At 43.8% G+C, this 14,611-nt stretch carries 11 protein-coding genes and 1 tRNA gene; 7 read left to right on the top strand and 5 right to left on the bottom strand.

Features of this window, described 5'->3' with window-relative positions; genetic code table 11:
- The 3 genes from IOD06_RS02270 to IOD06_RS02280 form a co-directional block, all read right to left on the bottom strand.
- Positions 1-822: a prepilin-type N-terminal cleavage/methylation domain-containing protein gene (locus tag IOD06_RS02270; protein ID WP_194618891.1), complete on the bottom strand. Its 822-nt coding sequence runs from the start codon at positions 820-822 to the stop codon at positions 1-3.
- 193 nt (positions 823-1,015) lie between these two features.
- The gene (locus tag IOD06_RS02275) at positions 1,016-1,699 is read right to left on the bottom strand and encodes a TetR/AcrR family transcriptional regulator (RefSeq protein WP_194618893.1); all 684 of its coding nucleotides are present in this window, start codon (positions 1,697-1,699) and stop codon (positions 1,016-1,018) included.
- A 233-nt stretch (positions 1,700-1,932) separates the two neighbouring features.
- Entirely contained in the window at positions 1,933-2,721 is a 789-nt protein-coding gene (locus IOD06_RS02280) for a TatD family hydrolase (RefSeq protein WP_189581114.1), read from the bottom strand.
- Positions 2,722-3,031: 310 nt separating this feature from the next.
- Here IOD06_RS02280 and IOD06_RS02285 point away from each other — a divergent pair, with 310 nt between their 5' ends.
- Entirely contained in the window at positions 3,032-3,697 is a 666-nt protein-coding gene (locus IOD06_RS02285; protein ID WP_189581111.1) for an acyltransferase, read from the top strand.
- 53 nt (positions 3,698-3,750) lie between these two features.
- Here IOD06_RS02285 and IOD06_RS02290 read toward each other — a convergent pair whose 3' ends face one another.
- The gene (locus IOD06_RS02290; RefSeq protein WP_194618895.1) at positions 3,751-5,538 is read right to left on the bottom strand and encodes a GspE/PulE family protein; all 1,788 of its coding nucleotides are present in this window, start codon (positions 5,536-5,538) and stop codon (positions 3,751-3,753) included.
- A 103-nt stretch (positions 5,539-5,641) separates the two neighbouring features.
- Positions 5,642-6,493: a tRNA (N6-threonylcarbamoyladenosine(37)-N6)-methyltransferase TrmO gene (gene tsaA, locus IOD06_RS02295; RefSeq protein WP_194618897.1), complete on the bottom strand. Its 852-nt coding sequence runs from the start codon at positions 6,491-6,493 to the stop codon at positions 5,642-5,644.
- A 618-nt stretch (positions 6,494-7,111) separates the two neighbouring features.
- Between tsaA and IOD06_RS02300 the strand changes: the two genes are divergently transcribed.
- The 6 genes from IOD06_RS02300 (at position 7,112) to IOD06_RS02325 (ending at position 14,474) form a co-directional block, all read left to right on the top strand.
- Positions 7,112-7,885 (top strand): ferredoxin--NADP reductase, encoded by a 774-nt coding sequence (locus IOD06_RS02300; protein WP_010199805.1) that lies wholly within the window; start codon positions 7,112-7,114, stop codon positions 7,883-7,885.
- A gap of 140 nt (positions 7,886-8,025) precedes the next feature.
- Positions 8,026-8,111: transfer RNA gene (locus IOD06_RS02305), tRNA-Leu, on the top strand.
- A 258-nt stretch (positions 8,112-8,369) separates the two neighbouring features.
- The gene (dinB, locus tag IOD06_RS02310; protein ID WP_194618899.1) at positions 8,370-9,455 is read left to right on the top strand and encodes a DNA polymerase IV; all 1,086 of its coding nucleotides are present in this window, start codon (positions 8,370-8,372) and stop codon (positions 9,453-9,455) included.
- A 171-nt stretch (positions 9,456-9,626) separates the two neighbouring features.
- Positions 9,627-10,832: a tRNA preQ1(34) S-adenosylmethionine ribosyltransferase-isomerase QueA gene (queA, locus tag IOD06_RS02315; protein WP_194618901.1), complete on the top strand. Its 1,206-nt coding sequence runs from the start codon at positions 9,627-9,629 to the stop codon at positions 10,830-10,832.
- A 147-nt stretch (positions 10,833-10,979) separates the two neighbouring features.
- Positions 10,980-12,746 carry a FimV family protein gene (locus tag IOD06_RS02320; RefSeq protein ID WP_194618902.1) on the top strand — a complete coding sequence of 589 codons (1,767 nt, stop codon included), beginning with the start codon at positions 10,980-10,982 and terminating at the stop codon, positions 12,744-12,746.
- Between the two features lie 57 nt (positions 12,747-12,803).
- Entirely contained in the window at positions 12,804-14,474 is a 1,671-nt protein-coding gene (locus IOD06_RS02325; RefSeq protein WP_194618903.1) for a FimV/HubP family polar landmark protein, read from the top strand.
- The last annotated feature ends 137 nt before the right edge of the window (positions 14,475-14,611 follow it).

Genomic DNA, 14,611 nt, shown 5'->3' on the forward strand with positions numbered 1-14,611 from the left:
CTATAGTCCCTGTCCTAACGACATACTACCGTCCGGCATGATAGTAATTACCTCACCCACCAAACGCGAATTATGACGTACTTCGATCGTTACAGGCGTTGCTTGCCCCGTGCCAAACCAGAGTATTTGAGGTACCGTCTGATCGGTAAACCAAGGCTGTAGCGTCTGATTCTGTCCTGCATTTACAGCGTTGCCAGCGTTGCCAGCGTCTAAGCTTTGCACACTCAAACTAACCCCATCAGGCATTTCAGGCAACGTGACTTCTGGTTCAATCTCCCAACTTGGTGTTGGTATTTCGCCTTTCGTACCCGACAAATCTGTAGACAATTCCATAGCGTTTTTGGGACGGCTGTCCTTACCGTCTGAGGTGATATCAGCGGTTTGATAGGCAATATAGGGATTCGATAAGGTGACGATGACCGGATTTACTTGACTTTGTTTATTTGCTTGTAAGCTTAAGCCCATCGGCTGCATACGCTCAGCTGATAACAGCCGAACGTAACTCAATGAATCGGTAAGGTGTTCATAAAAGGCACGGTTTTTTCGGGACTCACTACTACCAACTGACAAGCTCATCATGCCAGCAAAGATGGACAGAATCACCACCACTACCACGATTTCAACGAGGGTAAAACCAGCTTGCGCATGGGTGTTTTTTGATATTTTAGAGGATAAAACGGGAGGAGTTTTTACTATAGCTACATTGCAGCCGGTACGAGCGACCGAACTATTAGCCTTTTCAGTATATAGTGAGTGTTGACTTGCTAAGCCTAAATGGCAAGCGACCACTGAACTGGACTGAGTCTTAGCAGTGACCGGCATATTGCACCTATTGGCCTATGATTAGGGTCTGTTATATAAAGTGGTAAACATAGCAGAGTGATAGATATAGTAGGCTCACACAGAGCGTAATTTCTTGAGAGTTCTCGTCACTCAAACCTTGGCAACTTTGGCGTGTTGCAATAAGAATATTACAACACGGATGCTTTTAAATTTATGTAAATGCCTACAGGCCCTAGTAATTGGTATTGCGATGTTCTTCTGACTCAGTATCAATTTGCTCTACCAGCTCTTGCATATCTTCATCCATGACTTCTTCGTCGTCGGCAGGATAATGACTAGGCAACTCAAGCATTTGCTGGACAAAAGCATAACGCAGGGTATCACGGCGACCCAAATAACGCTGATAAAAGCTTGAGTTTAATAGTCCCGCACCGCCTTGACCCATCGCCCAAATAGAGGACAAATAGTCACGCGTACTCAAGTTACTGTGCTCATCTCTCAAATAAGCACTGATGATGTCAATCAGACGCTTCATACGCTGACGGCGAATATCATACAGCTCACCAAATAAGCGATTGAGACCCGTCACCGATGCTGCTAAACGCTCTTCGATTTGATTGAGTAGCATGGCTTTTTGTGGATTAAACAGTTGCTGAAAAATCATACGAGCAACGCCTGCCGAAGGACAATCATCGATTCGATTAATCTCAAACAACTGCTCTTCATAGCGGATAATAATACGCAAATAGAGCTCATCTTTACTGGAGAAATGCTTATATAGCGTCCCTTTAGCTAAGTCCAGCTGATCCGCCAAACTGTCTAAAGTGATATCACCATCGCCTGACTCAAGTAGCAATTGCTCTGCCATCGCTAAGATATTTTCTTCTCGTGCCTTGAACTGATGCTGACGACTCATAATCTCTCCTAAAACCTGACAAGATTAAACATATGACCCTCGAATGGATTAGTGCGTCGGTGACAAGTGTATGAGGTCATACAAAGTCTACTCGAAAATCACCAAAGGAGATATGCTTATGTTTGCTAAATAGTCATTAATAATCATATGCTTACGCTCGGGATAATAAGTACAAATAGCGTAAAGCAATAAGACTATCTAATAAATGACTGAGTGGTCATAGCATAACGATTTTAATGGTACTGTGCCAGTAAATTTTCAAAGTTTTTTGCGGTCAATGCCCCAACCTCATCACTACTACAACCATACATATCTGCCAAACAACTTGCCACGTAGGGCACATAGGCTGGCTCATTGGGTTTACCACGTTTAGGCACAGGTGCTAGATAAGGACTGTCGGTTTCGATAAGCAGTCGGTCTCTAGGCATGTTTTTTGCGGCATCTTTGATGGTTTGTGCGCTTTTGAAACTGACAATACCTGAGAATGAGATATAAAACCCTAAATCTAGCGCCCGCTTGGCTGTCTCCCAATCTTCGGTAAAGCAATGAATAATACCGTGCTCAGCGCCTTCCGCCTTTAAGATATCAATCGTATCTTCTTTGGCATCGCGCATATGTATGACGAGTGGTTTTTTTAAACTTTGACTGGCATGAATGTGACGGGCAAGGCTGGCTTGCTGCTCTTTTTTATTTTCAGTTGACCAATAATAATCCAGCCCCGTTTCCCCAATCGCCCATACATGGTCGGCATCAGCCGTTTCGATTAAACGTTCGACCGTCGCTGATTGCAAGATACTGATATCTTCACAAGGATGGATACCGACGCTCATACCAAGATTTAGCGTCTCATCGCCATAGGTGCTGACGATATGGGCAATCTCATCATATTCAGCAAAATCACACATAATCGCCATTGCCCGAGTAACATTGGCGGCTTTCATTGCGTCAATCGCACCAGACAATTGACCATCATACTTGGTTAAATCTAGACGATTAAGATGGCAATGGCTATCAGTAAACATAAATACTCTCGTTAATAAAAATGAATAAATAAAAATATTAGGGATAAGTCTTCAAAGTGACAGTCGTATTGGTAACAATCATATTAGTAACAGTCGTATTGATTGCCCCAAAGGCAGCTGTTTTCAAGTAAAGTTTAGCGGTACACTATCAGAGGTATGGTTAACCGTGTCTGAAACGGTATCAAAGCTGACTATATTCTTGACATGAGCCTTGACATGAGCCTTGATATAAAGACAGCTAACCAACCATAAAAGCCATGCGCTAGCGAAAACATTACGCCTTCTACTCACTTCTCATAAGCCTTTTATTATGAACCACAAAAAAACCATCAGCCTTTCTCCGATCATAAAAGCATTGTTACCCAAACGGTTATACAAAAAGCGGTTTTTATTACAAGATAAAGGGCATGATAATCATATTAGTATTGCTAAAGACGCACGCATCATTGGTAATTCGACCATTACCATTCGCAAAGGCCATGACAATCAAATCACTATCGGTCAGGGTGGTAAATTTAATCAGTTAAAAATTGACATCAATGGCAACCATAATCAAGTCACGATTGGAGAGCAGGTTAAGTTTTCGGGGCAATTATTGGTTGTCGGTAATCATCTGCATATTTATATCGGTCATCATACCACCGCCATCGATTGCTATATTTTGGCTCGCGATAAAAGTGTGACCATTGGTCAGTCATGCATGATATCACGTGGTATCGAAATTCGAGCGACTGACGTTCACAAGGTCTATGATATAGACACTAACGCGCGAGTGAATAAGGCACATACAGACGTCATTTTAGGAGACCATATTTGGATTGCCGCCAATGTGACCATCTCTAAAAACGTCTCTATCGCCAGCGGTTGTATCATTGCAGCTGGGGCATTTGTCAATAAACCAGTCGAGACGCCCAACTGCATGATTGCTGGTACACCAGCCAAAATTATTCGCCAAAATGTACGCTGGGAGCGTTAAATAATCAAGTCATAAAGCGACGTTTTACCACAGCGAGCATCGGCTATTTGATGTCAATGCAATGGCACCACTCGCATCACCTCTTCTAAGGTCGTCACGCCTTCACTAATTCGCTTTGCGCCCGATAAGCGCAACGGCTGCACGCCTTCGCGATACGCTTGCTGCTTTAGCACGTCCAAATTGGCATCAGCAGCGACCAGTTTTTTGAGCTCATTCGATAGCGGCATAATTTCATACAGACCGATTCGACCTTGATAGCCTGTATGACGGCAATGCTCGCAGCCCTGCGCTATATAAATTTGTGCTGGCACGGGCGCGCGCCAAGGTTGAACCAATTCCTGCCATTGAACTGCAATTTCACTATCTGCAGTCACATCCAGCGCTTTTTTGCAGTGCGGACATAATGTCCGTAGTAGACGCTGTGCCATGACGCCTAATATGGTCGCTGAGGTTAAAAACGGCTGAATACCCAAATCATGCAAGCGAGTGAGTGAACTTGGCGCATCATTGGTATGCAACGTCGAGAGCACCAAGTGCCCAGTCAGTGATGCTTGCACCGCCATATTGGCAGTCTCAGCATCGCGAATCTCACCAACCATAATGATGTCTGGATCTTGCCTCATCAACGAGCGAATACCATCAGCGAAGTGCAGATCAACCCCTGGATTCACCTGCATTTGATTAAAGGCTGGCTCAATCATCTCGATCGGGTCTTCAATCGTACAGACGTTGACCTGCTCAGTGGCGAGCTGCTTAAGCGTACTGTATAACGTCGTGGTCTTACCTGAGCCAGTCGGACCAGTGACCAAGATAATGCCGTTTGGATGAGCAGTCAGCTCATGCCAAGTATCAAGCTGCTTACCTGACAAACCAAGCTGAGCAAAGGAGCGCACCAGCACTTCGGGGTCAAATACCCGCATGACCAGCTTTTCGCCAAAGGCAGTCGGCATCGTCGATAGGCGCAGCTCAGTTTCTAGACCTTTTGGCGTACGGGTTTTTAGCCGTCCATCTTGTGGTTTGCGTTTTTCTGCGACATTTAAACGTCCTAAAATTTTAATCCGCGCCGTCACCGCGACGATAATCGCCAGCGGCATCTCGTAGACGGTATGTAGCACGCCATCAATACGAAAACGCACTTTTCCGGTCTCACGGCGCGGCTCTAAATGAATATCGCTGGCGCGCTGCTCAAAGGCATATTGCAACAACCAATCGACGACTTTGACGATATGTTGGTCATTGGCATCAGGGTTGGTATTGTCACCCAATTGCAATAATGCCTCGACATTGGTGACATCCGCCGCCGCCCGCTTGTGGATGCTATTTGCTCCTGCAATCGCTTGCGTGACTTGATAGAACTCTTGCCGATAGCGGTTGATCTGTTCAGGATTGATAAATACCGTACGAAAGCTTTTGGACTTAATGAGCTTTTCAATATTGCCATGCCAATCACTATAAAAAGGCTGGTCGGTGCCGATGACGACTTCATCAATTGTCACCTCAATCGGCAAAATATGCTGCGAGCGAGCATATTCAAAAGACATCAACTGCGTGACGGCTGGCACATCAACTTTCAGCGGATCGATACGCACGAACGGCATATCTGCTTTGACAGACAGCCATTCATTGAGCCATGGCAGTGTCAATTTCTGTTGTTGCTCATTATCCAAAGCATGTCCATTGGGTAAGCCAAATTCACTAATCGTTAGGAGCGGATGCTGCGCCTTATCACGACGACTGGTAATCACCAAATTGTAGCCACGCTGATCAATCACCTTATCCGCCAATAATTCATCTAGGCACCAACGCAAATCAATCACGATCGAATACTTTTGAGCAGACATATTTTTCTTCTTTTATTAGAATTTTTTTGCAAACCAACCGTTTTATGATGTCGATAAATTGGTATAAATAAAAACGACATACAGAACGCGCTACTCTCTCACGCTACAAAACCACTGCTACAACGTCCGTGATCTGCAACTGTCCCGATTCTATCAACTGAAAACTAACATCGACAGACTTATAGCGCATAACAAACTGTTTATTTATTTCCTCACGGCGATAGGCAGGACGTGGATCTTGTGCAATTAATGCTTTGATAGCATCGAGGTCAGATCGTATGAGCTGCGTTCTTACCTTGTCAATGACTGCCGCTACCATACATAGTTCACTAGGTTCTTTATAAGGCTGTTGATTGACCACCATTTGTGTAAATTGATGGTAAGCAAACTCCGTTATAGTCACATCCAATGACATGGGTGCAGAAGGCGCAAAGCCACTTTTTGCATGCACTAATGCATCACTATAAGCCACATAAGGTTTGATATCGATAATGGGCGTGCCATCTATCATATCAGCACCGCTGATAATAAGTAACACTCGACCTTGTACTATTTCAATACGCTCAAACTTGACCACAGACAATCCCAAAGCGGATGGTCGATACATACTGCGACTGGCAAATACCCCTATTTTCTGATTACCACCAAGCCTTGGTGGTCGAACTTGCGGGCGAAAGCTGCTGTCTGCTTTATTTACCTGTTTATCTTTAGTCGCGTGATTGGTTTTATCCACATAATTATGATGAAACTGCCAACTGATCCAAATATGACTAAATGCTTCCAAACCAATGAATGCCGCTGGGGTGTCATAAGGCGCTAGCATCTCAATCACACTGGTCAAGGCCACCAAATTCGGTTGCCTTGGCGCGCCAAACTTCTGTGAAAGCGGCGCACGATGATAGCCAATAATAGGTGCTCGATGATGGTCATCCAAAGATGCATTATGGTCAGACATATATCCACTCCAATGATGGCAAACGGCCCTTATTAAGACAGTTGGCTCAATCATACAAAATTACTCACTAACGATATTCCATTTTATCATGCTACATAGCGGCCGCTAGACAGATTTTTATTTTAAAGTTTGGTATTATGATCGAGAAATTTATTGAGAATGGCTTGCATTCATACGACAGCGGTATTGCCCATGAGGATAAAAACTCTCGCTATTACTGTACAATTCCTAGGGCGTGTCCTCATTTTAAAAATGAGGATAAAAGTGAGGTAAATTGCAGTCAAACAAGGAAAATAGCGCAGATAATATCGAGATATTACCTAGCTAATTGACGATGTTTGGCAAGATTTAACCACTTTTAGCCCATTTAGATCGCTATCGGTTCAATTGAGGACACGCCCTAGTATGAAAGTGGAAAAACGCCTTATAAATTGATTCATAAATTTATGACCTTATTGGTTTATAGATAACAGATATTTCAAAGTATGAGCCGTTATTAGCAATTTTGATGATTACCCATTTATATATTGTTAGCCCCCAAAACATATCATTGAAAATTTCAATTTAATACTCATTTACACTTAACGATAAAAATAGTGATTTATTAACGAGGACTTTATGTCAAAACTTCGCACCGAAACGGTCACAGAGGTTCATCATTGGAATGATGCCTTATTTAGCATCAAAACCACACGTGACGATGGTTTGCGCTTTCGCAATGGCGAGTTTGCGATGATTGGTATCGTTGTCGATGGCAGACCACTCTTACGCGCTTATTCGATTGCTAGCCCCAACTACGAAGATCATTTAGAGTTCTTCTCTATCAAGGTTCCAGATGGTCCTTTGACGTCACGCCTACAGCACATCAAGGTCGGCGATGAGCTGTTGGTCAGCAAAAAACCCACGGGTACGCTCGTCTTAGATGATTTACTACCAGCCAAACACCTTTATATGCTGTCGACTGGTACTGGGCTTGCGCCATTTTTGGCCTTGGCACGTGATCCTGAAGTCTATGAACGCTTTGATAAAGTCATCATGGTGCATGGTGTACGCCATGTCGATGACTTGGCTTATCGTGATATGTTCGAAAATGAGCTGCCCAACGATGAAATCTTTGGTGAATGGTTCCGCGAGAAGTTCATTTATTACCCAACGGTTACTCGCGAAGAATTTAGAAACCAAGGCCGCGTTACCGATTTGATGAGATCAGGCAAACTCTTTGAAGATATTGGTTTACCGCCAATTAACAAAGACGATGACCGTGTCATGATATGTGGCAGCATGCCGTTTAATGCGGAAGTCTCTGAGATTCTAGATGGTTTCGGTCTCACTGTGTCACCACGCATGGGCGTTCAAGCCGACTATGCGGTCGAAAGAGCGTTTGTCGGTTAAGATTAATTTGATTAAAATCACAATTATTATAAATAATTCTTGACGCTCAAAAATAGGCTGCTATAATACGCAGCCTATACAGAGTTAACCCTGTAGCCCAATTCAATAAAGTTCGCATTATAAACTTTATTATCTAACATGCCAGTGTGATGGAATTGGTAGACATGACGGATTCAAAATCCGTTGCCTATAAAGCGTGTCGGTTCGAGTCCGACCACTGGTACCATTTTTAAAATAAAAAAGCCTCCCTAGTCGGAGGTTTTTTTATGCCTAACAATAACTCATGCAGCAGCTCTTTACTTATATATGGTCGATACAGACAGCTGCATTAATAAAAGCACATTAACGCTCAAAACCTTCAAATAAAAGTTGCTGATTGCCGTTATTCCTTTTGCATGAATAGGTTCAAAAACATCGCTGTAACTCATTCATATACCTAACAATCAATACCAAAATAACCATAAAATCAGGTAAAATAGTGGTCATGACCGCTTCTATCAACCCTAGCCCGCGTAAGATTATTCACATCGACATGGATGCATTTTATGCCAGTGTTGAACAGCGCGACTTCCCTGAGTTACGCGGCAAGCCCTTGGTAGTGGGCGGCGACCCAAATGGTCGCGGTGTGGTGGCAGCGGCGAGCTATGAAGTGCGCAAATTTGGTGTGCGGTCTGCAATGTCCTGTTACGAGGCACGCAAACGCTGTCCAGAAGTGGTGTTTGTACGACCACGCTTTGATGTCTACCGTGCTGTCAGCAGTGATATCCGCAGTATCATGCACCGCTTGACCCCGCATGTTGAACCCTTATCTCTAGATGAAGCTTATCTCGATGTTACTGGCTTGCAATTCCAGCAAGGTTCTGCAACTTTGATGGCCAATTGGTTACGGGCGCAAATCTTAGAACAGACCGGATTAACTGCCTCTGCTGGGGTGTCGTTTAATAAGATGCTGGCAAAAATTGCTTCTGATATCAACAAACCGAATGGCACAGCGATTATCACCCCAGCCGATGCTGATGCGTTTATCAGTACGCTACCTATTGAGCGTTTTCACGGTATTGGTAAGGCAACTGCTACGCGCCTCCATGCGATGGGCGTGAGCAATGGCGCTGATCTTCGACGCATGCCAGCCGCCGTATTGGTGCAGGAGTTTGGCAAACGCGGCCAGTTTTATCACGATATTGCTCATGGTCGTGATGAGCGCCCTGTCAAATCTGAGCGCACGCATAAATCTGTGGGTTCTGAGACCACATTCCGAGACAATTTAAGTGATAATGATGCACTAAGAGCCCAAATCTACGAGCAAAATGACGATGCATTTGGACAAATGCAAAAAAAACAGCTAATTGCTTATACCATTACCCTAAAAATAAAATATGCAGATTTTACTCAAATTACGCGCTCACACACCTTATCGACGGCATTCTCCAATGCTAACTCTGCTCATTATTGGCTTGATAAGCTATTTTTAGACATTCCACGTGACCTTCCTATTAGGTTAGTTGGGGTCACTTATTCTTCATTAACTCCTGCCACGCAATTACTGCCACAGTTAAACCTTTTTGAATAACCTAATGAATTTCTATTGTTAAAGCAGTAAGCTACTGTTTATTGTAATTGCTTAGGCTATTTGAATAATCAAAATAGCTTTTATACCAGTTTATCCTTTTGCAAACTATCCCTTCATATGCTCATTTCTGCTACAATTACGCCAAAATTCCTATCTATTTAAAGACTGATTATGACCGACTCTCGCCCTGTAGCTGCCGATAGTAATACCGCCATTCATACTGATACAAACGCTGATATATTAGACTATTTAAGCGTAGACGATTACGATTATGAGCTACCAGATACTCTGATTGCTCGCTACCCGTTGTCAGAACGCTCCGCCTCAAAATTATTATATCTGCCTGCCGACCATCATGGTGATAGGGTCAGTCAAGCCGAAGATCGTTTATTTGCTGAGTTACCTGATCTATTAAATGCAGGCGATTTGATCGTATTTAACGATACCAAGGTTATGAAAGCGCGCTTGTTTGGTCAAAAGGATACCGGCGGCAAGGTTGAAGTATTGATTGAACGTTTGGTTGAGATCTCGGATTTGGACATAACGACTCTGCACTTAATGACGACAGATGAGCAGCCAGTTACGAGAGCACATGTCGCGCTTTGCCATGTGAAAGCCAGTAAAGCCCCAAAGCTTGGTCAGAGACTGGCGCTTGCGGATGATCATATGGGCTGCGTGATGATTGGTCGCCAAGACAATTTATTTATCCTAGCGTTTGACGCGCCTATTTTGCCTCATTTAGAGCTTTATGGTGAATTGCCCATTCCGCCCTACTTTGAGCGTCATGCCGATGCTACGGACAATACCCGTTACCAAACGGTTTTTCATGATCCAGCCAAGCTTGCCAGCGTTGCCGCACCCACAGCCAGTCTGCATTTTGATGAGAATGTATTAAGCAAGCTTGCAGCAAAAGGCATTAATACAGCGTTTGTCACGCTACACGTTGGCGCGGGTACTTTTGCCCCTGTAAAAACCGATAACTTACTCAACCACACCATGCACAGCGAATATGCGCATCTACCACAACCGACCGCCGACCTTATCAATCAAACCCATGCGAATGGTAAGCAAGTCATCGCTATTGGTACGACGGTGACGCGCGTACTCGAAACAGCGTATCAAAAAACAGCGGCTGACGGCAAAGCACTTGCTAGCTGGTCAGGCGACACCGATATCTTTATCTATCCTGGATTTAAATTTGGAGTCATAGATCGTTTATTGACTAACTTTCACTTACCCAAGTCTACCCTATTGATGCTCGTATCAGCATTTGCAGGCAAGGCCGCTATCGAACAGGCGTATCAACATGCTATCCAAGCTGAATATCGCTTTTTTAGCTATGGCGATGCGATGCTCCTTGACAAAAAAATCAGGTAATACCTTTAAAGTTGCAACATTATTGGGCATTATTAGTCAACGTTACTTTTTAGTAGCTACTAAAAAGTAACGTCTATGAAATAAACTGGTAAACTAAAGCGTATTTTGTTATAACAGCACAAGTAACTCACACTCTAAGGGCTGCACATGTCTCGTCATTTATCTCATCGCTTGACTACTGTAAATTGTGCGGTGTCGATGGCGTTACTTTATTCAATAGGCTCTATTGCTATATCGTCTAGTGCGCAGGCAGCAACGATCGGTAAGACTGTCGTAACCTCTGCGCAGCACGAGCCTTTAGCCGCCAGTATAATAGTGACTGACATTAAAGCCGCTGAATTTTCAGCCAGCTTAGCCAATCCTGTTATTTATCAACAAATGGGGCTTACGCCAACGGACTCAATGACGGTGAGTTTTAGACCCACATCAGCGAGCAGCGGGCAAGTTTTGATCAACACCACGCAACCCGTTTCTAAGCCTTTTGCCGATGTGGTCTTAGCCATTAATGACGGTGGTCAACGCAATGTCATTCCCAAGACATTGCTCATGCCTCTTGATGACAGTATACCTATTAAGCCATTTAACAAACCTTCTAAAAATATCGTGACCGGTGCAAAGAAACCCAATCTGCCTATCATTTCAGCTACCAACGCCAAACCGTTGACGGTTAGAAAAGGTGCGCCGCCGCCACTGATATCAACGCCTAGAGCGGCGACAGCGACAGTTACCTCAAACTTGCCAGTAATAGCCACCTATGCACCGCAGAGCAATCGTCCTATTTATTCCCCAAGTCGCTTGGATAATGGGCGTTTGAATGCTAGCAACAACGTCATGACAACGGCTGCTAGCGCTGTAGATATCAGTCCTGTTGACAAGGCAACTAGCAACCCTGTCGAAAACAAAGTAATGATCAATAAAAGCATGGCTGACAGTACAACGGCAAATAATAATAAGACAATTGCTGGAATCACTGACAAACAGTTCGATATTTTAAATATACAAATCATAAGACAGATACAGCCTAGCAATAAGACCAGTACTGGCATCAAGGCCAACGCTCCTGCATCGCCAATGCCGAATAACAATGCTGCCAGCACTGCATCAATGGCAAAATCAGATTCTAATAGCGCTATTACTACTACTGCACCAAGCAGCATCCCCTCTAGCGCTGTTGCCGCAGGGTCGACTACAGTGAATAGCAATACTGCCGCTACAATTAACACAGCAACCAATCGCGCTACTAGCACGTCCGTTGACTATCAAGTACAGCGCAACGATAGCTTATGGGTTATTGCCCAGCAAATTGCCCAAAAAAATAACCTAGACGTTCAAACGGTCATGAAACAAATTCAGGCACAAAACCCGAATGCTTTTATCAATAAAGATGCAGATCAACTAAAAGCGGATGCTAAGCTGAGCTTACCCAATTATGAAGTCGTACCATCACAGCAAAACTTGGAAGCGGCTATTAATGCTCAAAGACAGTATAGACTGAGCGCAAACACCCCTACCGTCAAGAAAGCAGCGCCCCCAAAACCAGCGGCTAAAACCACAACTGAGGCAGCATCTGAGACGACTCAAGCAGCTCAAAACCCTGAAAGCCCTGAAAAGCCAGCCGCCACTAAAACCCAGACATTACCAAAAGCGCGTTTTTCTGTGCTCGCACCTAGTTCTAATACTGATAAAAATGGCAACGCCGACGGCAATAATGCTAAAGCAGCAACGGCCACGGGCAATGGTCTCAGTACAGAGACCTTAGCAACGCTCAAAGCCTCTAGACAAGGAGCTGCGTCACAAGCACAGCGCCTGTCAAAAACCAACAACATGCTTGACGGTTATACTAGTAAATTGCAATTACAAAACCAAAAACTGGCGGAGCTTCAAGCTCGTCTCAAAAAATTACGCAATCAATAATTGCCTGACTGATCAGCGCAGTGTGCTGCAACAGTGATCGTAGGCGTGGGAGTAACTATGGACAATATGCTATATATCATCGCCGGACTGGTACTTATTTTAATCATAGCCGTCTTGGTAATGCGCAAGAACAAGGCGCAGAAGCCATCAGCACCTACGGCTGTGCAGGCCGACAAGAATTTGGCAGCCAGCAACCCAGCGACTACATCTGGAGCCAAGCAGCGCAGTCCTACGCAGCAAAGTGCTGATAACGAAGGCAAATTTGATAACCTATCGGTTGCGCAGCGCTTTATAAATCAACAGCGCTATGACAAAGCCATTGAAACACTCAGTCGTGGTCTCATAGAAAAACCCAATGACAGTCAGTTATTGCTGAAGCTCTTAGGTATATACGCAACTACCAATCAAACGGATGACTTTTATCGCGTCTATGATGACATTAAAAATCACAGTGACCCAAAAAGCATCGCACAAGCCGATGAACTAAAATCATTACTCACTGAAGAGCAAAACCAAGCAGCACAGTATGCGGTAGCGGCAAAAGATACTCAAAATACTGACTTTGAAAGTTTGGATTTTGACTTACCTGCCAGCCAAGTCGTCAATACACCGACTGTTCAAGATACGGTTATTGCTGAAGATAGGGTCACACCTCTAATCGATGAACCTACTGAAAAATCAGGACTGTCTGATGACTTTAATGATGTCAATCCTACTGTTGAAAATGTCGATGACACGTTTGACCTGACACTTAATGACCTAGAAAATGATGGCGACGAGCCAACCGCTACTAGCGTTATGCCTGTCAGTCAGGTCGACATCGTCGAAGAGGAAAATCTGACTCTAGATGCTAGCGATACTACGCCTATCATTCAAGACAACGATATCAGCGACTTTGATTTTGGCCTTGATTTGCCTGAGCAGACGGATAATATTACTGAACCTTCTGTCAGCTCCACTACTGACAGTGCGCCTCAAGACATCATGTTAGAAGATGAAGACTTTGTCTTAGATTTTTCAGACTTAGAGGCTGGTGTGGATATAAATGCTGCCAAGGCGACTGGCGAAACTACAACAGATGTGACTCAGAATAGTGACGACGACTTTGTATTGTCTTTAGACGATATTGATGAATCAGTTGCTATAGACAATGTCTTAGAAAGTGAACAGCCTGCTCTTGCAGAAGATAATGATCTAGGTGATTTTATCCTTGAAGAGAACAACTTTAAAGACAATGATCTTGAAAACGACAGCTTTGAAAACAATAATTTCGAAAGCAATGACTTTGAAGACAGTAGCCTTAAAGATCAACCACTTGATAATAATGCTTTAGAAAATACTCACATTGAAGCGTCAAGCATGGCACCAACTGCGCCATTGACGTTTGATGAAGATACATTAGCAAACGATGATTTTGATTTTGACTCGCTAGCAGATGCACCGACGGCGACGACTCCAGTCGATGCTGAGTATGATGTAAGTACAGTGGACAGTGAGATTGTTACTTACAATGAAGTCGAAACAAAAGAAGATTTCTCTTTACGTTTTGCCGCAGACTTTGATTTTGTTAAAACCTTGGATAGCAATCAAGTCACTTTAGACTTGGCTGGTCAATATTTGCAATTGGGTGAATATGACAGTGCCAAACGTTTGCTAAACGAAGTCATGACTCAAGGTAATAGCGAGCAGCAGCAACAAGCTCAAACGCTACTTGATCGTACTGCATAATTAGGACGTGCCCTCAATCTGATCGAAAGCGCCTAAATCGAAAGCTCCTAAATGGCGCTAAGAATGAGGACATGCCCTAATTTCCTCATCTCGTATCAGCAAGTATCCTCTAATCATTTAGAATAAATACTTGCTGA

Source organism: Psychrobacter sp. N25K4-3-2 (genome assembly GCF_015351755.1).
In the GTDB taxonomy this organism is placed as follows: Bacteria; Pseudomonadota; Gammaproteobacteria; order Pseudomonadales; family Moraxellaceae; genus Psychrobacter; species Psychrobacter glaciei.